Source organism: Sinorhizobium sp. 8-89 (assembly GCF_030124325.1).
Lineage (GTDB): Bacteria > Pseudomonadota > Alphaproteobacteria > Rhizobiales > Rhizobiaceae > Sinorhizobium.
In genome coordinates, this window is the sequence record NZ_JASKLR010000006.1 from 123,466 (window position 1) to 144,276 (window position 20,811).

At 60.6% G+C, this 20,811-nt stretch carries 21 protein-coding genes and 2 pseudogenes; 8 read left to right on the forward strand and 15 right to left on the reverse strand.

The window, feature by feature from the left end; genetic code table 11:
* The first annotated feature begins 48 nt into the window (after positions 1 to 48).
* Positions 49 to 396 carry a GNAT family N-acetyltransferase gene (locus tag QN219_RS34170; protein WP_405052142.1) on the forward strand — a complete coding sequence of 116 codons (348 nt, stop codon included), beginning with the start codon at positions 49 to 51 and terminating at the stop codon, positions 394 to 396.
* A gap of 497 nt (positions 397 to 893) precedes the next feature.
* On the opposite strand, the gene QN219_RS14515 is transcribed toward QN219_RS34170, so the two are convergent.
* On the reverse strand, positions 894 to 1,103 hold the full coding sequence (locus tag QN219_RS14515) for a DUF2933 domain-containing protein (RefSeq protein WP_284000416.1): 210 nt from the start codon (positions 1,101 to 1,103) through the stop codon (positions 894 to 896).
* A gap of 822 nt (positions 1,104 to 1,925) precedes the next feature.
* Here QN219_RS14515 and QN219_RS14520 point away from each other — a divergent pair.
* Positions 1,926 to 2,329, forward strand: a pseudogene (locus QN219_RS14520) (NYN domain-containing protein); the annotation flags it as partial.
* Between the two features lie 397 nt (positions 2,330 to 2,726).
* Here QN219_RS14520 and QN219_RS14525 read toward each other — a convergent pair.
* The 10 genes and pseudogenes from QN219_RS14525 to ccoN all read right to left on the reverse strand — a co-directional run bounded on the left by QN219_RS14525 (position 2,727) and on the right by ccoN (position 11,451).
* Positions 2,727 to 3,780: pseudogene (locus QN219_RS14525) on the reverse strand (sensor histidine kinase).
* Between the two features lie 325 nt (positions 3,781 to 4,105).
* A complete protein-coding gene (locus QN219_RS14530) occupies positions 4,106 to 4,447 on the reverse strand; it encodes a hypothetical protein (RefSeq protein ID WP_284000417.1) in 342 nt (113 codons plus the stop codon).
* Positions 4,432 to 4,692 carry a cbb3-type cytochrome oxidase assembly protein CcoS gene (ccoS, locus tag QN219_RS14535; protein ID WP_284000419.1) on the reverse strand — a complete coding sequence of 87 codons (261 nt, stop codon included), beginning with the start codon at positions 4,690 to 4,692 and terminating at the stop codon, positions 4,432 to 4,434. The genes QN219_RS14530 and ccoS overlap by 16 nt, the downstream gene beginning before the upstream one ends.
* Positions 4,689 to 6,959 (reverse strand): heavy metal translocating P-type ATPase, encoded by a 2,271-nt coding sequence (locus tag QN219_RS14540; protein WP_284000420.1) that lies wholly within the window; start codon positions 6,957 to 6,959, stop codon positions 4,689 to 4,691. The genes ccoS and QN219_RS14540 overlap by 4 nt, the downstream gene beginning before the upstream one ends.
* 2 nt (positions 6,960 to 6,961) lie before the next feature.
* Entirely contained in the window at positions 6,962 to 7,762 is an 801-nt protein-coding gene (locus QN219_RS14545) for a DUF2189 domain-containing protein (RefSeq protein ID WP_284000421.1), read from the reverse strand.
* 17 nt (positions 7,763 to 7,779) lie between these two features.
* A complete protein-coding gene (locus QN219_RS14550; protein WP_284000422.1) occupies positions 7,780 to 7,971 on the reverse strand; it encodes a hypothetical protein in 192 nt (63 codons plus the stop codon).
* A complete protein-coding gene (ccoP, locus tag QN219_RS14555; protein ID WP_284000423.1) occupies positions 7,971 to 8,852 on the reverse strand; it encodes a cytochrome-c oxidase, cbb3-type subunit III in 882 nt (293 codons plus the stop codon). Before ccoP ends, QN219_RS14550 begins: the two co-directional genes overlap by 1 nt.
* The gene (locus QN219_RS14560; protein ID WP_284000587.1) at positions 8,843 to 9,013 is read right to left on the reverse strand and encodes a cbb3-type cytochrome oxidase subunit 3; all 171 of its coding nucleotides are present in this window, start codon (positions 9,011 to 9,013) and stop codon (positions 8,843 to 8,845) included. Before QN219_RS14560 ends, ccoP begins: the two co-directional genes overlap by 10 nt.
* 22 nt (positions 9,014 to 9,035) lie before the next feature.
* On the reverse strand, positions 9,036 to 9,788 hold the full coding sequence (gene ccoO / locus QN219_RS14565) for a cytochrome-c oxidase, cbb3-type subunit II (protein ID WP_284000424.1): 753 nt from the start codon (positions 9,786 to 9,788) through the stop codon (positions 9,036 to 9,038).
* Between the two features lie 4 nt (positions 9,789 to 9,792).
* Complete coding sequence (ccoN, locus tag QN219_RS14570) at positions 9,793 to 11,451, reverse strand: cytochrome-c oxidase, cbb3-type subunit I (RefSeq protein ID WP_284000425.1); 1,659 nt, start codon at positions 11,449 to 11,451, stop codon at positions 9,793 to 9,795.
* A gap of 327 nt (positions 11,452 to 11,778) precedes the next feature.
* Here ccoN and QN219_RS14575 point away from each other — a divergent pair, with 327 nt between their 5' ends.
* The 5 genes from QN219_RS14575 (at position 11,779) to QN219_RS14600 (ending at position 16,096) form a co-directional block, all read left to right on the forward strand.
* Positions 11,779 to 12,336 (forward strand): DUF4269 domain-containing protein, encoded by a 558-nt coding sequence (locus tag QN219_RS14575; protein WP_284000427.1) that lies wholly within the window; start codon positions 11,779 to 11,781, stop codon positions 12,334 to 12,336.
* Positions 12,337 to 12,797: 461 nt separating this feature from the next.
* On the forward strand, positions 12,798 to 12,965 hold the full coding sequence (locus QN219_RS14580) for a DinB family protein (RefSeq protein WP_284000428.1): 168 nt from the start codon (positions 12,798 to 12,800) through the stop codon (positions 12,963 to 12,965).
* 244 nt (positions 12,966 to 13,209) lie between these two features.
* Complete coding sequence (locus QN219_RS14585; RefSeq protein ID WP_284000429.1) at positions 13,210 to 13,791, forward strand: glutathione S-transferase N-terminal domain-containing protein; 582 nt, start codon at positions 13,210 to 13,212, stop codon at positions 13,789 to 13,791.
* On the forward strand, positions 13,788 to 14,645 hold the full coding sequence (locus QN219_RS14590; RefSeq protein ID WP_284000430.1) for an alpha/beta hydrolase: 858 nt from the start codon (positions 13,788 to 13,790) through the stop codon (positions 14,643 to 14,645). Before QN219_RS14585 ends, QN219_RS14590 begins: the two co-directional genes overlap by 4 nt.
* 857 nt (positions 14,646 to 15,502) lie before the next feature.
* Positions 15,503 to 16,096, forward strand: coding sequence for a DJ-1/PfpI family protein (locus QN219_RS14600; RefSeq protein WP_284000431.1), 594 nt, complete (start codon positions 15,503 to 15,505; stop codon positions 16,094 to 16,096).
* 64 nt (positions 16,097 to 16,160) lie between these two features.
* On the opposite strand, the gene QN219_RS14605 is transcribed toward QN219_RS14600, so the two are convergent.
* Genes QN219_RS14605 through QN219_RS14620 form a run of 4 tightly spaced genes read right to left on the reverse strand, consistent with a single transcriptional unit; the run spans position 16,161 to position 19,878 of the window.
* Positions 16,161 to 17,348 carry a Xaa-Pro peptidase family protein gene (locus QN219_RS14605; protein ID WP_284000432.1) on the reverse strand — a complete coding sequence of 396 codons (1,188 nt, stop codon included), beginning with the start codon at positions 17,346 to 17,348 and terminating at the stop codon, positions 16,161 to 16,163.
* 34 nt (positions 17,349 to 17,382) lie between these two features.
* Positions 17,383 to 17,796, reverse strand: coding sequence for a cupin domain-containing protein (locus tag QN219_RS14610; protein ID WP_284000433.1), 414 nt, complete (start codon positions 17,794 to 17,796; stop codon positions 17,383 to 17,385).
* Positions 17,797 to 17,827: 31 nt separating this feature from the next.
* A complete protein-coding gene (locus QN219_RS14615; protein WP_284000434.1) occupies positions 17,828 to 18,670 on the reverse strand; it encodes a phosphoenolpyruvate hydrolase family protein in 843 nt (280 codons plus the stop codon).
* An 11-nt stretch (positions 18,671 to 18,681) separates the two neighbouring features.
* The gene (locus QN219_RS14620; protein WP_284000435.1) at positions 18,682 to 19,878 is read right to left on the reverse strand and encodes a Tm-1-like ATP-binding domain-containing protein; all 1,197 of its coding nucleotides are present in this window, start codon (positions 19,876 to 19,878) and stop codon (positions 18,682 to 18,684) included.
* A gap of 104 nt (positions 19,879 to 19,982) precedes the next feature.
* Here QN219_RS14620 and QN219_RS14625 point away from each other — a divergent pair, with 104 nt between their 5' ends.
* Entirely contained in the window at positions 19,983 to 20,624 is a 642-nt protein-coding gene (locus tag QN219_RS14625) for a TetR/AcrR family transcriptional regulator (protein WP_284000437.1), read from the forward strand.
* Positions 20,625 to 20,811 lie beyond the last annotated feature (187 nt).

The window sequence follows — 20,811 nt, forward strand, 5'->3', positions numbered from 1 at the left end:
CGTTTTCTGGGCGGTGTTCGCGAGGTGAGCCACGAGCGTGTCGTAGCCATGACGAGGGTCGATCACAATTTGACGGAGAACTTCCTTGCCTTTGCCGACGGTCACAAAGCGATCGCTGCAACGGCGATGGTTGTCTGCGATCCGTCTATGGAAAAGGCAGAGGTGGCGATCTCCGTTCGAGCCGAGGACAAGCACAAGGGCATCGCCTGGGAATTGCTGCGGCATGTCGCCCGCTATGCGCAGGCACTCGGCGTCAAGACACTGGAATCGATCGAAAGCCGGGAAAACCGCGAAGCTATCGAACTCGAACGGGAACAGGGCTTTGTCGCGGTCCCCTACCCAGACGACCCGACCCTCATACTCATACGCAAGGAACTTCATCGCCTAAAGTCCTGATCGAAGACCGGCTGGGAGGTCGACCTCACTCTGTGTGGGGGCTCACTCGCCGTCGGGGATGATGCCGTCATGGGCGCGTCTTCGAACGAATACGTGCGCCAGGGAACGGCCGTCAAATGGGCCGCCCGGCGGCAGTGCTGACGCACTCCTCGAGTTCGCTGAAGGTGTGATGGAGGTGAGGTAGCCTCGATGCTCCCCCTCTTCACCGGTCACTGGTCCGCAGCAGCGGCAGCAAAGGAAAATTGAAGTGGTCTGAACAGCCGATCGTCATGATGCGATCGGAGCCTAGCAATCAACGCCTTTGGCGAGTCAAGCGGCCGGGCGATTCCATCTGCGGTCGTTCCGATCGTGATCGATTCATCCACCAACATGGGGCCGCAAGCCGGGCGCGCGCGCTGTCTCGTCTACCAGAGCGCGCCGGTAAACGGTTCCGGGCTAATTCGTAGAGGGGCGGTGGGTAAGGAGACCGCGACAATATCTCCGCCGCGACAGTCCGCCTAGGCTTCAGGCACGTTCTCTTCCTGACGCGAGCGTCTATGCGCCGCGTTGTCGCGGCCATAATGAACCATGCGCAGGAGCGGACAAGCGAGTACGAGCAGATAAGGAAGATAGCCGAGTACCTGCAGCCGATATTCTGAAAGGAGTAGAAATCCTGAACCAAAAAGTGCCCCGACGGTCAGCTCGATAACTGTCTTCGAACGCCACATTGGCGATTCCCTCGCGGTGGCGCCGACTTGGCGCGAGCTCGGTTGTGTTTTGCAGGTCAACAATGTGAACTCCCGTCCGTCCCGCTCAGTTCGGCTTCGGGATGATACGCCTCTTCTGCAGGGCTTGGTGCCGCGCGCAAACGTGGCGCGCTTGCCAGCCGGATGGTTTGTGGTGTCGACATTTCGCCTCTTCTCTGGCCAGTAACGACCTACGAGGATATGGCTGCCGAGATATTTACATCTTGACGCGGATCAAAGTGGACCGCCCCAGTCGCGCCGTCCGGCACTTCAGCCGCAATCGCTGATCAGTATCCATCGAATCCGACTTCTCTAGAGCGACACACTCGATAGCCGCCCCAGTGGACTACAATCACTGCGTGTCTTTGACACCCGTCAAAGCCTCCTGTCCGGATCCCGGCCAATGTCTTGTCGAAGACGACTTCAAACTTCGGGAGGAGATATATCATGGCCGCCACCGACCTTTCGACGCCCCCCGCGCCTACCTTATACGACACATCGCGCTCCTTTCGACCAGAGACAATGATGTTTTTCCCAAACACCATCTCGGCCCAAACTTGCCAGCTTAAATACGTCGGGCTACTGCGGCGGCTGCAGCCCGCTTGAAATCAAATCGTGCCGTTGAGCGTTCGTTCCGCAATGTATCATCCGCCAAAGTCCGGCGAGTTAAGGCCACGACCGTATGATATTTGCGGTCGGCGCAGGTGATGAACATCGGCTAGTAGCCATCCGCGGGTTTAGCGGAGGGTCGCAACGTTCGAACATCGCGAGAAAATCGCAATTTTCATCGACGGCGCCATCTCTATGCTACGTCAAAGAGGCTTGGCTTCGAAGGTCGATTTCCGCAAACCTATAGCGGCCTTTCAAAAGCGCGGCTACCTGGCTGGGGCCTACTATCACACAGTCCTGATCGGAGATCAGGAAGCTCGTCCTATCCACCCGCTGATCGACTGGCTCGACTATGATGGATATCACGTCGTCACCAAGCCCGCCAAGGAATTCACCGACTCGTTCGGCCAGCGCAGGCTCAAGGGCAACGTGAACGTGGAGCTCGCGATCGGCGCGATTGAAACATGCGAACTCGTCGTTCATCTCTTGATGTTCTCGGGAGACGGCCACTTCACGAGGCTTGTCACGGCGCTGCAGCGGTCTCGAGCATATCCACCAAGCGGCCGATGATTGCAGACGAGCTACGGCGTGAGGCCGATATTTCATAGGCGAAATACGCCGCGAGCACCCAGAGCCCGTGGCAAGCGGCAATGAAAAACTGCGGGCCGTTGACGCATAAGGATCCTAAAGAGGCGACTGATACAAGCCACAGCACCCGCCCACCGCTATGCACCGGCACTCTCGCGAATCGGTCAACACCGGACCTGCGGCGCGACTTCGGCGATGCTCGGCCGAAGGAGAAGGTGAAGCGCTCCTCAAGAGGAGTGCAAAGCTTAGAGGCCGCCGCAGTCGCCTATATTCGCGAGCGCCAGAGATTCTCCAGCATCATTTGAGGGCGGCACCAATCACGCCAGGAACGTACCGATCACCAGCACGGCGACTTGTCTCCTGAGTTGAAGTGGAGACAAGCCAAGATCGGAACTTTTCTCAAAATTATCAACATGGCCGTTGCCTGAAACTAATCGTTGCGCATGTGCCTTGACCCGGAGTGCAACTCACCTTGAGATCGGCTTTAGAGTTTTCGTGCAGCGATTGCACGATCAACTCGCCAAGTTTGCCGGGCTTGGGCCAAGTCTCCCCGTCCGGGAAACCTATTCCGTCGTCCGCAACGATCACGCGATAAGCACCGTCTTCAAAAGTGCTTCGCAGAGTGATCACCCCTCCTTCTCGCCCCGCAAAAGCGTGCTTGAGCGCGTTGGTGAGCAGTTCGTTGACGACAAGCCCGGTTGGCATCGCCACGTCAATCGTAACAGGATAGGGGTCGATTTTCATGTCGAGGCTAACCCCATCGCAAGCGTTCGATGCCATGACAGCGGATGCGATCTGACCGATATAGATGCCAAGATCGACGTTCTGGCTGCTCCCTCCCTTTGCGAGGGTCTGATACAGCGTGGTCAGTGCTTCAATACGGCCGGCCAACCTTTCGAAGGACTGCGTGTCCGGGGCCGGATTGCTGCGTGCTTCGAGCCGGATTAGTGCCGTTATCATCTGAAGGTTGTTCTTCACCCGATGTTGCAGCTCGCTAATTAGGAGATCCTGCTCTTTGATACGTTTTTCGAGCTCCTCGCGTTCGGCCTGCTTGTGCTCGGTCACATCCACAAGTGCGACGAGGCGAAAACACGGCTGCCCCTCGTCGTCTTCAACAACGTTTGAATAAACGTCGATTATGATGGTCGTGTCACCGGCACTTCTTTTGAAGGTTCCGACGCGATCGGTCTGGATAACGACGGCCTGACCGAGCGATGACAGGCTCTGCTTCAAGCACGCCCCACTCTCTGTTCGCAACCTCCGCCGCGGTCAGTCCTGAAAGGCTCTCGAACTCAGGGTTGGCGTAGATAATCCGCTCGCCCCGAGCACCGATCTTAGAGATGACGAGAGCGATCGGCACTTGGTCGAGAAATCGCTTGAACTGTTCGTTCTCGAGAGCTTCCGCAAGATCGGCATTGTCGAGAAGTCGGTCGACTTGTTCCGGCAAATTGTCGGAGGTCATTTCGAGTCCCCAGTTAGGAATAGAAGTGTAACAGAAACATCGAAGCGGTGGACCAAAATGCCTCAGGAGCAATATCGGCCTGCGCGCGGGTATCATGACGCCGTCTGTGCACGCCGCCCCCGGTAAGCCCAACACGGGCCAGCGCGCAATCGCGAGCCTCTCCCAGCCATTCTCGGCATCGGGAATGGCGGTGCTGGATCTCAGAGCTCGGGTGGCAGTACCGGCGGCGTCGCCGCTCGGAGTACGACGACCCTTGCAGCGTATGCAGGGTGGCGGCACCGCTCAAGGGCCTGGGCCGGCGACGAGATAAGGCCTCATCACGACGTCAACTGAGCGTGGTCAGGTTTGCCCTCGAGGTTGAATCGGCCGTTCGTTTCGGCGCACTGACGCCGCGCAACACGCCGATGGCGGCCCCTATCGTTCCGCCCGTGACCACCCCTGCCGATCCACCGGCAAGGGTGGCAATAAGGCAATTGAGGACTGAGGCACCCGTCCCTGAACCGGATGAAAAGAAGAACCCGGCGGCGAGGCCAGCCAAGGCTCCGATAGTCCCGAGCGCTATCGCGAACAGGGTAACGGACTCCGAAGGATCGATCTGCCGGTCTGGCTGCTCGTGCTGCTCCGGAGAGCGGTCATCGTCCACGCGTTCATCTATGTCCTGTTGCATTTCGCCTCCGAGGGGAGCTTTTTAGGATCCTGTCGTCTTTCATCGGAAACGCCACCGCACTCGGCCAGTTCCTTCCGAAGCGATCCTGTCGGCGCCGTCACCTCGTCCTCATCCGCCAACAGGACCCGTTCCGCGGCTCCGTCGAGATCCTCATATTGCCCGGATTTCAACGACCAGAAAAACGCGCCCAGCCCCACTACGCCCATCGCCAATGCTACCGGTATGAGGACAGCAAGATAACTCATGTCTTTACCGACGCTGCCTCTGTCGTCTGGATGATGTCGCGACGCATGCGGGTTCGCGCGCCGAGGCGGAGCGCATTCCCGACGACCGCGATCGAGGATAGAGACATGGAGATCGCAGCAGCGACCGGTGTGACCTGCCCGGCAATGGCAAAGGGCACGCTGACGATATTATAGGCCACCGCCATCGCGAAATTCTGGCGTATCAGAGCATCGGCTCGCGCTGCAGTCTCCTTGATTTCCCGGATCGCCAGCAGGCTGCGTGAGAGGAAAACAAAGTCGGATGCGTTCCGCCCGACGTCCGCGGCGGACGAGGGGGCAATCGACACATGCGCCGCCGCCAACGCCGGAGCATCGTTGAGCCCGTCGCCGATCATCAGCACCTTGCGGTTCTCGCTCGCCAATGTCCGGATGAGGTCGACCTTTTCACCTGGAAGCAATTCGGCCGCGAAGTCGTTCACTGCCAGTTGGTGGGCAACGGACGAGACGGCGGCATAGCGATCTCCTGACGCGATGCGCACGGAAAGGCCGGCGGCACGCAGGGCGCCAACGAGTTCCCGAGCGCCCGGGCGCAGCGGGTCCTCGAATTCGAAGACTGCAAGCTCATGGCCGTTCTTCGACAATACCGATGTTGTTGAGTTTCCCTCGTCGGCACTCGGCGAGAACGCTGAAGAGGCCCAGGTCGGCCGCCCGAGGCGATAGACGACCTCCCCTGTCCTCGCCTCTATACCGTGCCCATGCACCTCCTTCAGGCTGTCGAATGACGCACGAGCGACTTGCCTGCCAGCCGCGGCAACTATCGCGACAGAGGCGGGATGTTTCGACGACCTGGCCATAGCGGCCGCCAGGGACAGTACCTCCGGCGGAATGCTGCCAACGTTGACGAGACGCATTTCGCCCAACGTGAGCGTTCCGGTCTTGTCGAACAGCACCGTATCGATGTCGGTCAGTCTTTCTAATGCGGATCCCTCGCGAACCATGACCCCCTGCTCGAAGAGCCGGCGTACGGCGACGACCTGGACCATCGGGACCGCGAGCCCGAGTGCGCACGGACAGGTGATGATCAGCACGGCGATGCCGATGGTGATCGCCTTGTGGAGATCGCCGGTCGCATAGAGCCAGACGCACAACGACACCAAGGCCAGCCCGTGAACGACGGGGGCATAGAGCGTAGCGGCGCGATCGGCCAGCCGGCGGTAGGTCGAGCGCCCGCTTTCTGCCGCCTCCATCATGCGCGCCATCTCGCCAAGGAAGGAATCGTCTGCCGAGCTGGTCGCCCGCAAGGTGAGCGGGTTGGACAGGTTCATCACGCCGGCCCGTATCTCGATGCCCTGTACTGCGTGTCTCCAGCAGCTCTCGCCGGAGACGAGCGAATAATCGAGCTCGGACGCCCCCGCTACGACGACACTGTCGACCGGCACTCGGTCGCCCGCAGCTACGAGAAGATGCATTCCTGGTCGAATTTCGGGAAGCGGGAGGTAGCTGACGGCGCCATCTGCTGTCACGACGTTGGCACCCTGGGGAGAGAGCCTTGCCAGTGCGCCGACGGCCGAACGCGCCCTGCCCCGCATCATCTGATCCAGTGTCCGGCCCGCCAGCAGAACAAACAGCAAGGAGACGCTCGCGTCAAAATAGGCGTATGGTGCATTCTGAAGCATATCATAGACGCTTAGCGCGAAGGCAAGGACAACGCCGACGCTGATCGGAACGTCCATGTTGGTTCGGCCGCGCCTCAATGCAGCCCAGGCCGAGCGATAGAATACTCTGCCGGAATAGACCATCGCCGGCAGAGCGAGCGCCGCCGAGATCATGTGGAATGCATGTCGCGTCGCGGGATCCGTTCCAAACCAGACCGAAACAGACAGGATCATGATGTTCATCGCCGAAAACCCGGCGACTGCGAGCGCTTTCAAGAGAGACGAAAGCACCGGGTCTTGCGCGCCTTCCTCCGAAGAAGCCAAGTGCGCGCAATAGCCGACCTTTTCGAGCTCGGCCGAAAAATCCGGGCTCTCATCAGCCTTGCCGCGCCAGTTGATGGTAACTCGCTTCGTTGACAGGTTGACCCGGGCGAGTTCGACGCCGCGGACTCTCCTCAGGACGCTTTCGACGGCCGCAATACAGGCGGCGCAGTGGACGTCGGGCAGCGCCAAGACGGTTTGGCGGAGGCCGCCGCCGAGATCCCGGCTCGCCAAGCCGATTTCTTTCGCGCCAGAAGTGCTCCGGGCAGTGTCCTCGGCGAGTGGAACAGCGATGCCAGTGCAGCAGGACATGACTATCGCATCGCTTTATAGGCGTGCCAGGTTGCGTGACCGAGCAGCGGGAAGATCACGATGAGGCCGATGAGTGCCGTCGCGACGCTGACCAGGAACAAGGCCAAAACGATCGCGCCCCAGACGAGCATCGGACGGAGATTGTTCCACACTAGCGCAACACTCACGCCCATTGCCGTGAATGCGTCGATGCGTTGGTCGAGCAGCATCGGAACCGAGAACACGCTGATCGCGAACGAAAACCCGGCAAACAGCGCTCCTACAAAGATGCCGACTAGGAGCATCGCCCAACCGGCGGGCGTCGTCAGCAGCAATTGCGTGACATGCCCTAGCCCCGGAAAAGGCCGCACGCCGAAAAACAAGGCATAGATGAGCACCGCCGCGCGCATCCAAAGCAGCATCAGCATGCACAGAAGCATTCCAGTAAAAAGCACCTGAGCCCCAGCAGCCGGCCTCACACGCAGCATGCTTCCGAGGCTTACGGGCTGCGCTTGTTCAAGGCGCGAGCTCTTCAGGTAGAGGCCCGCGCCCAGCAGAGGTGCGACGATCATGAAACCTGCCATCGCCGGAAACAGGAAATAGTCGCGTCCGGTGGCAAACAGGAACCAGACGATCAGAAAGGAAACGGCGAAGACCCCTGCCCCATAGGCAAGGCTGGGGATCGGGTAGGTGATCAGGTCGCGCCAGCCTTTGGCGAGCCACTCGAAAGGCGCCTTCGCAGGAAGATGCCGTTGCCATTTCGGATTCCAGGTCTCCTCTATGCCTGAGACCTCGCCGATGAAACTCCGTGACTTCTCTGCCATGTGCCCCTCCACGACGGTCAACAGGACGATTTTGCCGCTCGGTACTGTCCCGCCGCCGACCCCGGCTCCTTAAGATGCGGGATACAGCCGGGATCGCTTTGAACTGCGACGTAAAGCAAGTGGGCGTTGGCTCCGACGAAGATGGCCGCCGCCAGCACTATCCAGAAGAGCAGCCCTCTTCTCACCGGTCCTGCGACTGCCTTCGTCATCACGGTTTCTCCACGCCCAGGGAGTTGACGTAAAGAGCAAGGATCCTGATCTCCGTCGGAGTGAGCCTCTCGTCCCATGTCGGCATATGGCCCTGGCGTCCGCCATGGACCGACTCGATGATGTTCCGCATCGTGCCGCCGTAGATCCAATAGGCGTCGGTCAGGTTCGGAGCGCCCACCTCCAGACTGCCCCTCGCGTCCTCGCCGTGGCAGGCAGCACAGGTCGTCAGGAACACCTCACGGCCCGCCTCGATGCGCCCGACGTTGTCCGGTGTGGAGTACGACGGATTGCTGAGCGAATAGACATAGGCGGCGACGTCGCGAACCTGATTGCGGTCGAGCATCTCGTCGCGCCCGAACGAGGGCATCTGCCCTACCCGGCTTTCGGGGTGTCGGGTGTTGATCCCGACCCTCAGGGTCTGGGCGATGTTCTCCGGTCCGCCGCCCCAAAGCCAGTCGTCGTCGGTCAGATCCGGATAATTGCTTCTGCCTTTGCCGTCGACGCCGTGGCAGACGGCGCAGTTGTCTCCGAAGACTTGGTAGCCGGTGGAGCGCACCGTCGCCATCAAACTTTCGTCCGCCCTTATCTGGTTGTATGAGAGGGTGTCTATCCTCTTCTCCCAGACGGCTCTGGCTGCCGTAGCCGCCGCGAGCTTTTCTTCGACGACGTTACGCTCGTCGATCCCGAGCAGGCCTTTCGTATAGGTGCTGCCGAGCGGCCAAGTCGGGAGCAGCACCCACCAGATGAGAGCAAAGACATGGGTCACAACCAAGAAAAGCAGCACTCCGCGAGGAACGGGTGTATCGAGCTCCTTGATGCCGTTCCACTCATGCCCCGTGGTTTTTCGGCCGCTGATCGGATCGACTTCCTCTACGTCCATGGCCGGTCGTCCTTGTCGAGAATGTCCCTCTTGGCGCGATCGAAGCGTTCACGGTTCGCCGGCCAGAAGGTGTAGACCAGCACGCAGATCGAGAACCCGATGAGATAGAAGAGCCCCCAGGTCTTCGCTGTCTCCACCAATGTCTCGTGCGTCACATCCATGGCCGCCATTGCTCTTTTCGTTTCAATCGTTCGGGTTAGGTGGTTGTTCCGGCGCTGCGGTGTTTTGGTATGCCGCCTTCGTGAGCCGCCCGAGCACCTGCAGATAGGCGACCAGCGCATCCATCTCGGTGACCCGGGTCGTCACCCCGTCGAAAGCACTGACCTGTGTTTCCTCTCCATAGCGTTCCGTCACGCCGGAGGCCTGTTCACTGTCCGGTACGGCCTGGCCGAAGGCGTCGCGCGCCGCGTTTTCGATCATTTCGTCGGTATAAGGCACGCCGACGCTGCGCTGCGCCTGTAGGTGCGAGCCGAGATCGTCGAGGCGCAGCGGCGTTCGCGCCAGCCAGGCATAAGCCGGCATGTTCGACTCCGGCACGACGTCGCGCGGATTGGTGAGATGGGCGACATGCCAGAAGTCGGAGTATTTCCCGCCCACTCGCGCAAGGTCGGGACCGGTCCGTTTCGAGCCCCAGAGCATCGGGTGGTCGTATTTGGATTCGACCGCAAGCGAGAACGGTCCGTAGCGCTCCACCTCGTCGCGCAGAGTGCGGATCATCTGGCTGTGGCAGGCGTAGCAGCCCTCGCGGATGTAGATGTTGCGGCCGGCGAGTTCCAGCGGGGTGTAGAGCCGCATGTCCTCGGCCTCCTCCACCGTCTCGTCGATGGTGAAGAGCGGAGCGATCTCGACGATTCCACCGACGCTGGCCGCCACTATGATCGCCAGCACAAATCCGATTGCCGTTCGCTCGAGCTTTCGATGAAGGAGTTCGCGCATGCCGCTACTCCGCCGGGCTGGTCGCAGCGCCTTCGGGCACCGGAGCGGCCAGCGGAAGATCGTCATGCCGCTCGCCGCTGACGACGGGGGCGCCCCGGACGGTCATCCAGATGTTATAGGTGGCGACAACGGCCCCGATCAGGAACAGCAGGCCCCCGAAGGCGCGCGCTATGTAGTACGGGTACATCGCCACGAGCGAGTCCACGAAGGAGTAGGAAAGCGTCCCCTCCTCCGTATAGGTCCTCCACATCAGGCCCTGGATGACGCCCGAGTTCCACATGGCAAAGACGTAGATGAGGGTGCCGGCGAACGCGAGCCAGAAGTGCACTTCGACAAGCGCCGCGGAGTACATCCGCTCGCGCTTCCAGATCGCCGGCACAAGCGTATAGAGCGAACCATAGGTAATCAACGCGACCCAGCCCAAGGCGCCCGCGTGGACGTGGCCCACGGTCCAATCGGTATAGTGGGACAGCGAGTTGACCGGGCGAACAGCAAGGAAAGAACCCTCGAAGGTCGAGAGGCCGTAGAAGAAGGCGGCCATCATGATGAAGCGTAGCGTGGCGTCGTCGCGCACCTTGTGCCAGGCGCCGTTCAGCGTCAGCAGGGCATTGCCGGCCGACGCCCAGGACGGGACCAGGAGCATCACGGAGAACGTCATCCCCAGGTTCTGCACCCAGTGCGGCAGGGCCGTATAGTGAAGATGGTGGGAACCGGCCCACATGTAGAAGAAGGTAATGCCCCAGAAGCTGAGGATCGACAGCCGGTAGGAAAAGATCGGCCGCTCGGCCCGCTTCGGCAGATAGTAGTAGAGCATCGCCAGGAAGCCCGCCGTCAGGAAGAAGGCGACCGCGTTGTGCCCATACCACCACTGCACCATCGAGTCCTGCACGCCCGCCCATATCGTGTAGCTCTTGGCGTGGCCGAGGGAAACCGGAACGGTCAGGTTGTTGACGATGTGCAATATCGCCACGACCACAATGAAGGCCATGTAGTACCAGTTCGCAACGTAGATGTGGGGTTCCCTGCGGCGTGCCAGTGTGCGGATGTAGAGGACGAAATAGGTGACCCAGACGATGACCAGCCAGAGATCGGCGTACCATTCCGCCTCCGCGTACTCCTTCGACTGCGTCACGCCCATGAAGTAGCCGGTCACGGCCAGAATGCAGAAGAGGTTGTAGCCGAACAGCACGAACCATGGGCTGACCTGATCCGCCAGCCGCGCCCGCGAGGTCCGTTGGACGACATGGAACGACGTGGCTATCAAGGCGTTGCCCCCGAACCCGAAAATCACCCCGGTCGTGTGTGCCGGCCTGATCCGCCCGAAGCTCGCCCACGCCGTGTCGAAGTTCAGGCTCGGCCAGGCAAGCTGGGCGGCGGCCCAGACGCCAATGAACATGCCGAAGATCGCCCAGAACAATGTGAACCAGACGCCGACCTTGATCGGATCATCATAGTAGCGCGAGATACGCGAAGGATCCGGAGCCGGACCGAAGGATGTCGACATGATCAGGTACATGAGAGCCATGCTGTAGAGCAGGACGATCGCGCCATGAACTCCGAGCGGATCTGCCCGGCCGGCCACCGCCATGGCAATTCCAATGATTGCCAGGACGATCAAAATCGCCGCCGCCACATCCCGCTCCCTGGTGGTCAACTGTCCCATGAAGTCGCTCCCTCGTCATGCACAGTCCTAGTCCGAGCATCTATCTCCCGGATGCGACAATTCAAGGCTTCCGAGCGCATCTTGCGGCCGGAAGTAGCCGTTGTCGGCCACACACCACCTAGCAGTCATTTGCGTGCGGGGCGAAAATCCTCTCACCGCCTCGTCCGGCCGCTAATGCGCGCTTACGACGCCGTGGTGAAATAGACTCCGGGCTGTATCGATGATGGTTTCCTCCTGAGCCCGAGGACGCCATCCCAGCATTCGCCTCGCCTTCTTGCTGGTGCTCCTGCGAATGGGCGCGCTCGTCGCCTCTTCTATCGGCAGTGCTTGCACCTTCGCAGCGAGCTCGCCGAGATTCTCCCTGAGTACCTTGGCGATATCGAACAGCGTGACGACATCGCCGCTCACTCCAATGAAGCGCTGTCCCTTTGCCGCATCCGCCGTCATCGCGAGGATGTGGAGATCGGCCAGATCGCGGACATCAACCATGCCGAAGCTCAAGCCAGGTGGGGGCGGAGCGCCTTCGAGAAGCTGCTTGATGAAGGCGATCGAAGCAGAATTATCCGGCAGTGGACCGGTAGAGAAAACCCGATCATCGCCTCGTTTGCCGCCGCTGATTGGACGTTCGAACTCTTTGGTCACGCTGTGCCGGTGTCCGAGCAGCACGGCTGGAAGCATTTTCAGGTGGAGCATAGGCTTCTTACTATCGGCGGAAGTCGCTTCCGCGCGGCCGTAATGCGGCTTCGAGACGATGGCATGAAAACCGAGCCCGCATTTGCGGCTACGCTCGCCCTCGAGGCTAGCAATCCTTATCAAGCGCTGCTCGAGATGGCGGGTTGGTCTGACGAAGCCTTGGCCGCTCTGTTGCGGGAGCGTGGATTTTAGGCGGTACGGACGGATAGCCGTACCACCTCCATCAATTTGGACGAGGACCGACGATCAAACCCGCCTGGAGCGCCCTTTGTATCCGCTTTCCAGACTACGCATTCGAAGCCTTCCACTTGGACAAAGGCCAGCCAAAACCCAGCCCCACTTCGATCCTGCTGGTCCCAATTGAGTCCGCTACTGAAGGCCAGGGCAGATAACGGCAGCTAAAGACCGGACAGCGGAAATGATTTCCGCTTCGCGCCCCCATCGCGGTCGCCCATGGCCGCCTCATCAACTCTCGTAAGCGGACGTTCGTTCGGCCGCCGAGCATCACACAGACGATGCAAGGTGCCGATTACGCCGCTGCTGAGCTGCCGATCGCCTGCCTGAGCTGACGTACGTCGCGCACCGGTGGTGCGCGACGGAACGAGGAAATCGAAGAATGGGCGGCTGGACTGCTCGATGAGGATCTGGACGGAATGGTTGTTTGGTATCATGGGGGAGGTTCAACACGGGTAGAGAAGCCGAAGGCTCTCTACATTATTCAACTCTTTAATCACCAGACCCACCACCAGGGTCAGGTCCACGCCATGCTACCCGAGGCGGGTGCAGAACCCGAGCCAACCGACCTCGAGATGCTGCCATGACTTGCACAATTTTGCATAGCCGCACGAAATTTGCATTTTTGCTTTCCGACTTCGACAGATGCTCCTATGCCGTCAACAGCATCATCCTTTGGGAGTTGGTCAGCCAGCGCTACAGCCGCGCGATTGATCCGTCGGCGTTTTCACCTCTTTCGTTATCCTTCAAGAAACCGCTTGCATTATCGAAGCATCACACCTAATCTGCAACCAGTTGCAAATCACAATCACTTGCGAAGGAGTCAGATTGATGAAGCTTTACTCGGCGCCCGGTTTCACCAGTTTGGCCGACCATATCGCTATGCTGGAGGCTGGAATTCAATTCGACTTGGTCAAGGTCGACCTCGAGACGAAACAGATCGAGGGGGGCGGCCATTACCCGGAGATCAACCCGACAGGATATGTGCCCGCCCTTATGTTCGACGATGGCGAAGTGCTGACCGAGAATGTCGCGATCCTGACTTGGATTGCCGATCGCACACCTGAGCTCGCACCGCACGGTCATCTGGGGCGCTACCGCCTGCTCGAGATGCTGAGCTTCATCGCGACCGAGATTCACAAGCGGTTTCCCACCTACCTGTCACTTCCGGAGGATGTCAGGGACCCCACGGGCCAGCAACTGTTGCACTGGTTCGGCTTCCTCGCGGTCCGATTGGATCGGGGCTATCTTTTCGGAGAGACCTTTACGGTCGCGGATGCCTATCTCTTCCAACTTGCGTGGGGCGCGGCGCAACTCGGCTTCCCCCTGCCCGAGCCGCTTGGCGATTACATCGCCAGGATCGAGAAGCGACCTGCGGTACAAGCGGCGCTGCTCCGCGAGGGCCTCGCATGAGTACGTTGGTGATCCGCACCGATGGGGTCGAGCTCGCAACGCAGACCTTCGGCAATTCAACCCAGCCGCCGCTAATTCTGATCATGGGCGGAATGGCCTCGATGCTGTGGTGGCCGGAGGAATTCTGTCAGGGGCTCGCCAAACGGGGTCGCTTCGTCATCCGCTATGACCAGCGCGACACCGGTCTTTCGACGAAGTATCCCCCCGGTCAGCCGGGCTACACCTTCGACGACGCGGTCGATGACGTCTTCCGCGTGCTCGACGGCTACGGGATTTCGGAAGCCCATATTGTCGGCTTTTCTCTCGGCGGCATGGTCGGCCAGGTGGCTGCGCTGAAGAATCCGGAGCGTGTGCTTTCCCTGACGGCGATCAGCACCTCGCCGGTCGGAGTGCACACATCCGGCCTTCCGGCCAGCGGCGAGGATTGGATGGAACATATGTCCGTCGAGGCGGACTGGTCAGACCGAGCAGACGCGGTCGCCTACCTGGTCGAAGATGCGCGCCTGACAGCAAGCAAGGCGCATTCGTTCGACGAAGCCGGTACCCGAGCTTTCCTTGAACGGGACTTCGACCGGTCCGGAGGCTATCTCAACACTACCAATCACATCGTCCTCTTTGACGTCGGCGAGCCATGGCAGGGTCGGCTGAACGAAATGAAGGTGCCGCTTCTCGTCATTCATGGCACGACCGATCCGGTTTTCGCAGTTGAGCACGGCGAGGTACTCGCGCGCGCCGTAACAAATGCGAAGTTCGTGAAGATCGAAGGCGGCGGTCACGAAATTCATGCCGGCGATTGGGAACAAATCATTGCTGCTATCGACGAACATGCCGGAGGACGAGCATCCGCCAAGTGACCGCGATCTGCCAAGGGAAGGTGGACATCATGGATCGTGCCGACTTTTGTGACGCGGAATTGAAGTTGCACAATGAGCATCTGCGCGCCGCCGCCGACGTCAGAGTGCGCGACCGCGGGCTCGATATCGGTTGCGGTGCAGGACATCGAGGCAAGCGCGCAGCTGCACCGTTCCAGTCGATACATTATGCGATCTTTTTAGCCCAGAACGTGAACGTCCTCGTACAAGCCATGCACGGGGTTCGTGTAGGACGGCTCCCTTCGACCCCATTGCTGTCATTGGTGTCCGGCAATACGAACGGCTCGATTGAGCCCAATTTGCGGACGCCGTGGCGCGAGCAAGCGCTGTGCGGACATTCCGGACCTCGCGGGGCGGGTCTATTCTTTTGTAACCTCGGCCGAGGATGCATCTCCCGCGCGGTGTCCACAACGAAGTTAGCTGTATGTCCGCTGGCTCCCCTCGACACGTTGGGCACTCCGAGGGAGGTGAAAGATCGACCGATAGGCCCATCGGTGACAGACAACGGGAACGACCGATCTGGGGCTCTAGAAGGAATCTCGACGCGCGAAGCAAATTGAATCCAAGTTGAATCTGTAGTTATTTGACTCCGCCGGATGCCTGACAGAGCTTGGAATTCGCACGCGCAACCGGTCTGGGAAAGATGCGGCATCAACGCCCGCTGAACCACCGCCTCCAGTTCGCAAGAAGATTGGTCTCGAGTTCAGCTGAGGCTGCGGGTCTGGAGTACATGTCGCAAGCTAGCATGTCACGAAGGCGGAGCCCGCCGGACTGAAAAACAGATCCATGCAGGCGGATGGAGTCCGTCCGCGGCTTTCAACCACGAGGAGGAGAAGACTATGCCAGGCAAGAAGATTCTCATGCTGACCGGCGATTTCACCGAAGAATACGAAATCTTCGTCTTCCAGCAGGCCATGGAGGCCGTCGGTCATACGGTCCATGTCGTCTGTCCGGACAAGAAAGCCGGCGACATCCTGCGGACCTCCCTGCACGACTTCGAAGGCGACCAGACCTACACCGAGAAACTCGGCCACAATGTCGTCATCAACAAGACGTTCGTGGAAGCAGAAACTCAACTCGATGAGTATCACGCCGTTTACTGCGCCGGCGGCCGTGGTCCGGAATACATCCGCACCGACAAACGCGTGCAGGCAATGGTGCGGCACTTCCACGAAAAGCAGAAGCCAATCTTCACGATCTGCCACGGCGTACAAATTCTGATCGCCGTCGACGGTGTCGTGCGCGGCAAGAAGGTCGGCGCTCTCGGCGCCTGCGAGCCGGAAGTCACGCTGGCTGGCGGCACCTATATCGACCTCTCCCCCACCGAGGCCTATGTCGACGGGACGATGGTATCGGCAAAGGGCTGGACGGCTCTTGCCGGTTTCATGCGGGAGTGCCTTAAGGTTCTCGGCACCGAGATCTACCACAACTGATAGACTACGAGCCCGGCACACGATCGTGCGCCGGGCTCCATTTCTCCAGTGGTCTCGCCGCCCGCTATACCGCCCCTGGATTCCAGCCGCGCCCTCTGTTGCCGAACATCTCGTATCCGTCCCTCGTGACGGCGAGCGTGTCCTCGAGCTTGATGAACCCGCGCCTCGGGTGAAGCATCGTCGTCTCGACGGAAATGACCATGCCTGCCTCCAGGGGCCGATCCGTGTCCACGCCTTCATAGGCAACGGGGTGGTTGGTCATCAGGAACGGTGCCTCGTGGCTGATGAGACCCATGCCGTGGCAGAAGAAGTCGGTAAAGGCGGCCGAAGGCGAGCTTTCCAGCATCTTTTCCGCCGCCGCAATCATCTCACTGGCTTGAGCCCCGGCCTTGATCTTCGCGAAGGCCGCCTGCTGGATCGACTCGACTTCAGCTAGCAGATCCTCGAGCTCCGTATCGGGTTCGCCGAGCACGCCCATGCGGCAAAGGTCCCCAATGTAGCCGTGATAGTTGCCCCCGGAATCAATCGAAAGCACCTCGCCCTTCGCCCACGCCTGCGGCGAGGCCGCACGGTTGTGACTAGAGCCGAGGGTCAGCAGGCAATACTCGAAATGCAGGCCGCGATTGGTCTCCTCTCGCCGGAGCCGTTCAATGATCTCGATCTTAGTGGACCCCTCCCGTGCTGCCGCGATCGTGGCAAGCATGGAATCAGTGATCAGTTCGGACGCAAGCTTGAGCTTATGCAATTCCTGCGGCGTCTTGATCGCCCGCAGTCGCTCGAGCGTGTGCGTCGCATCCACAAAACGCGCACTTTCGAGACGAGAAGCCAGCAAATCCCGCGCATCCGACGGCAGAAAGGGCGGCTCGATGCCGATGCGAGCACCGGCCTTACCGATCTTTTTCAGGTGCTCGACCGCAAGCGCTGCAGCGTCGAGCGTACCCCAGGCTGCCGTATGGACGGCGGGTGTCCAGAACGGGTTGTTCTGGTGTTCGCCCCCTTCCATGCGGTTGCCAACATAGGCTGAGTGATCGGGTGAGCCCTTCTCATAAAGGACGATCGGCAGATAGCGGCTGTGGCCGATCGCATCCATTGCGGCGAAGAAGATGAATTTGTAGCCGCCCAGCAGGTACTGGGCATTGTGCTTGGAGGTGGCGAGCAGCACGTCGATGCCCGCCTCCTCCATGAGCTTGTCTAGTTTCGCCGTATCGAAGGGCGGCTCCGCCGCCCGCGTTTCTCTTGGGCTTACATCCACTGAATTTCTCCCAGAAAGGCGTTGTCGCGCGCTCTCAGGTACCGGGCGGGATTAAACGGAAATCCGGCAGATCCCGAAGCGCGCGCTCGGGGCCGGCTGGCGAATAGACGACAAACAGTTGCATCGGGCCGGAACCCGTGTTCTTCGTCGAGTGGAACCTGCTTTCCGGTACATAGATCGTGCAACCGGGCCCAACCTTCTGCGTCACCGGATTGCCGTTCTCGTCCTCCACCATCTGTTCGCCCTCGCCCGAGATCACGAAGATAATCTCTTCCGCGCCCGGATGATTGTGGCGCGCATGCCCCTCGCCGCTCGGCAAATCCACCACCCCACCCGAGAAGCGTTCGGCGCCGTTCACCTCCGGCGCGACCGTCAGGGCGAGGCGACCCCAGTCAAAGCCGAAGCTGTCGACATCCTTCGGGTAGAGAAAATATTTGTCCTTTGCCATGCCGCGGCCTCCTCCCGCATCTTGCCCCGCTTCAAACCACCGTTCTGATGGCAAGCGCCTTGAAATCTTCCGTCTGCTTGCGGATCGCCACCTCGGCCGGCAAGCGCTCCATGGAACTTGCGCCATAAAAACCATTACACTCCGGGCAACGGTCCAGGATATGGCGTGCATCCTCCGGCATCGAGATCGGCCCGCCGTGGCACAGCACGATGACGTCCTTCCGTACTGAGCGTGCGGCCTTCGCCATTGCTTCGATTTCTCTCACGCAGTCGTCGAGGGAGATCGCGGACGTGGCGCCGATCGCGCCGCCCGTAGTAACGCCCATATGAGCGACGATGATGTCTGCACCCGCTTTCGTCATCGCGATCGCTTCTTCCTCGTTGAAGACATAGGGGGTCGTCAGCAGGTCGAGCCGGTGGGCTTCACCGATCATGTCCACCTCAAGACCGTAGCCCATGCCGGTCTCCTCGAAGCTCCGCCGCATCCGTCCATCGAAGAGGCCAATGGTCGGGAAATTCTGTACGCCGGAAAAGCCCATGGCTTTCAGGTCCGCGAGAAACTGCGGCATGAAAACGAATGGGTCAGTGCCATTGACGCCGGCGAGTACCGGTGTCGTCTTCACGACCGGCAGCACCTCCAAGGCCATTTCCTTCACGATCTCATTGGCATTTCCATAGGCGAGCAGACCGGCCGCCGAGCCGCGGCCCGCCATCCGGTAACGGCCGGAGTTATAGATGATGATGAGGTCGATGCCGCCCGCCTCCTCGGCCTTCGCCGAAATCCCCATGCCGGCCCCACCTCCGATGATCGGCTTGCCGGCGGCGATCATGCCGTGGAACTTTTCAAGAATGGTCTTGCGGGGGACTACTGGCATCGGTGTCTCTTTCAGCGGTTGGCGATATCTCGGTAGGCGGCGACTGCGGCCTCGGCGAACTGCGGATCGTTGATGTGGAGCGGAAGCCGTTCGATGCGGCGCGCGTCGGTTCCTTCGACGGTGGCTTCCAGTGCCTCGAAGAGCGCCGCATCCGCCGCAGGATCGAAGAAGGCGCCGCCCCCGATATCGAGCGCCGACAGGCCTCTCTCCGGGATGAGGAACCGGAGCGGGCCTTTGCAGAGGTTCAGCTTTGCGCCAATCCAACTTCCGAGCGCAGCGCACTCCTCCGGAATCGTGCGCATGAGCGTGACGTTCGGGTTGTGGCGGTAGAAGAGGCGGCCGGCATAACGCTCCGGCACCGTCTCGGGCGCCCAGAAATTCACCATATCCAGCGCCCCGACGGAGCCGACATAGGGCAATTCGGTGCGCGCAATTGCGCCGAAACGATCCTCAGTCGCCGGCAAAACGCCGCCAAAGAGAAGATCGCAGACCTCCGTCGTCGTGATGTCGAGCACGCCCGAAAGAAGCCCGCTGTCTGCAAGCTTCTCCATCGTGCGTCCGCCGGTGCCTGTGGCGTGGAAGACCATACAGTCATGGTCGGCCTTGAGACGTTCGACGATGGCAGTCACACAGGGCGTCGTCACGCCGAACATCGTAAGGCCGAGAGCGGGCTTCGAGGCCAATTCCTTCTCCGGCCGGTTGGCCATGGCGGTAATCGCTTCGGCCGCGTTTTGCAGGATCACGCGGCTCAGGCGGTTCAGCCCGGCCATGTCCGTGACCGACGGCATCATAATGATATCGGAGACGTCGACATAAGGTGCTACGTCGCCGGACGCGAGCGTCGAGACCATGACCTTCGGCAGCCCGAGCGGCAACCTGCGCATGCCGGCGGTGATGATTGATGTGCCGCCTCCACCACCAATGCCCACCACCCCGGCGATGCCTTCGCGTTCAGGAAGGAAGCGCGCGAAGGCCTCGCTCATTGCGGCGACCGCCGTCCCTCGATCGTCGCCCAAAAGCACCGCGGCGGGACCGTCCGGATGCGCGGCAGCTACGGTTTCGGCGGAGATGTCGACCGCAATGGTGGGACGACGCGTGCCGACATCGACCAGAACGGGCCGGCCGCCCGCTGCCTCGACGCGGGACGCAAGATAAGCGAGTTCCTCCCCCTTCGTATCGGCCGTACCGACGACGTAAATGTGCTTCATCTCTCCTCCCTGGCGGCTTAGGCCCTCCGCTGCCTTAAAAGCCGCCTACTGCCCGCCATTTTGCCGGCTCTTGCAAAATTATGAGATGTGCGTATCGTAAAGATATGGATGTCTCACGTCAACAGAGCGAATCCTCCGCACGCGCCGAACGCGGTCCCCGGGCGCGCACACGCAAACTCATGTTGGAAACCGCCACACGGCTGATGCAGTCTGGTATCACGCCCTCGGTAAGTGAGGTCGCGGAAGCCGCCGAAGTGTCACGCGCCACCGCCTATCGCTACTTTCCAAGCCAGGCGGCGCTGGTTCATGCGGTGGTGGACGAGGCGCTCGGCCCGATCCTCGATTGGCGCTCCGAAGCACCCGATGCGCTTACGCGCATTGCCAATCTGCTGGCCACGGCCATGCCACGAATCGACGAATTCGAGGCGACCTTCAAGGCGGCGCTCAAGCTCTCGCTTGACCAGTGGGCGCAGCGCCAGGCGGGCACGCTTGGTAACGAACCACAGCTCACGCGCGGCCACCGCGTCGAACTCCTGCGACAGGTCACCGTGCCACTCGAGGGCAAGGTGTCCACTGAGGCCCGCGAGCAGCTCGCTCAGGCGCTCTCGCTTGTTTTCGGTGTCGAGGTGCTGGTCGTGCTCAAGGATATTTGGGGCCTATCGGCCGAACGCGCGCAATCCGTTGCACAATGGGCGGCGGCAGCCTTGGTCGAGGCGGCGGCTCGGGAGGCGCAAACTGCGGCATGACATCGCGCACTCTCGCGCACAGTAAACTGGTTTGACCAATTTGAATGATACGCATGTAGGCGGCTTGTTGACAAGCTTTTCCCTGATTGAACTACCGGTAAAGCATGCCAGGTTAAATTCCGCAGATCGCGGCATTGCGAACGGTGATCTGCGGCAGAAGGCAACGAAACAGGGCCTTGACGCTCGT

Excerpts from the sequence above, each read along its gene's own strand:
- QN219_RS34170 (WP_405052142.1), top strand. The coding sequence starts at position 49 with ATGACGAGGGTCGATCACAATTTGACGGAGAACTTCCTTGCCTTTGCC.
- QN219_RS14515 (WP_284000416.1), bottom strand. The coding sequence starts at position 1,103 with ATGTGGCGTTCGAAGACAGTTATCGAGCTGACCGTCGGGGCACTTTTT.
- QN219_RS14530 (WP_284000417.1), bottom strand. The coding sequence starts at position 4,447 with ATGCAACAGGACATAGATGAACGCGTGGACGATGACCGCTCTCCGGAG.
- ccoS (WP_284000419.1), bottom strand. The coding sequence starts at position 4,692 with ATGAGTTATCTTGCTGTCCTCATACCGGTAGCATTGGCGATGGGCGTA.
- QN219_RS14540 (WP_284000420.1), bottom strand. The coding sequence starts at position 6,959 with ATGTCCTGCTGCACTGGCATCGCTGTTCCACTCGCCGAGGACACTGCC.
- QN219_RS14545 (WP_284000421.1), bottom strand. The coding sequence starts at position 7,762 with ATGGCAGAGAAGTCACGGAGTTTCATCGGCGAGGTCTCAGGCATAGAG.
- QN219_RS14550 (WP_284000422.1), bottom strand. The coding sequence starts at position 7,971 with ATGACGAAGGCAGTCGCAGGACCGGTGAGAAGAGGGCTGCTCTTCTGG.
- ccoP (WP_284000423.1), bottom strand. The coding sequence starts at position 8,852 with ATGGACGTAGAGGAAGTCGATCCGATCAGCGGCCGAAAAACCACGGGG.
- QN219_RS14560 (WP_284000587.1), bottom strand. The coding sequence starts at position 9,013 with ATGGATGTGACGCACGAGACATTGGTGGAGACAGCGAAGACCTGGGGG.
- ccoO (WP_284000424.1), bottom strand. The coding sequence starts at position 9,788 with ATGCGCGAACTCCTTCATCGAAAGCTCGAGCGAACGGCAATCGGATTT.
- ccoN (WP_284000425.1), bottom strand. The coding sequence starts at position 11,451 with ATGGGACAGTTGACCACCAGGGAGCGGGATGTGGCGGCGGCGATTTTG.
- QN219_RS14580 (WP_284000428.1), top strand. The coding sequence starts at position 12,798 with ATGGTTGTTTGGTATCATGGGGGAGGTTCAACACGGGTAGAGAAGCCG.
- QN219_RS14585 (WP_284000429.1), top strand. The coding sequence starts at position 13,210 with ATGAAGCTTTACTCGGCGCCCGGTTTCACCAGTTTGGCCGACCATATC.
- QN219_RS14590 (WP_284000430.1), top strand. The coding sequence starts at position 13,788 with ATGAGTACGTTGGTGATCCGCACCGATGGGGTCGAGCTCGCAACGCAG.
- QN219_RS14600 (WP_284000431.1), top strand. The coding sequence starts at position 15,503 with ATGCCAGGCAAGAAGATTCTCATGCTGACCGGCGATTTCACCGAAGAA.
- QN219_RS14610 (WP_284000433.1), bottom strand. The coding sequence starts at position 17,796 with ATGGCAAAGGACAAATATTTTCTCTACCCGAAGGATGTCGACAGCTTC.
- QN219_RS14615 (WP_284000434.1), bottom strand. The coding sequence starts at position 18,670 with ATGCCAGTAGTCCCCCGCAAGACCATTCTTGAAAAGTTCCACGGCATG.
- QN219_RS14620 (WP_284000435.1), bottom strand. The coding sequence starts at position 19,878 with ATGAAGCACATTTACGTCGTCGGTACGGCCGATACGAAGGGGGAGGAA.
- QN219_RS14625 (WP_284000437.1), top strand. The coding sequence starts at position 19,983 with ATGGATGTCTCACGTCAACAGAGCGAATCCTCCGCACGCGCCGAACGC.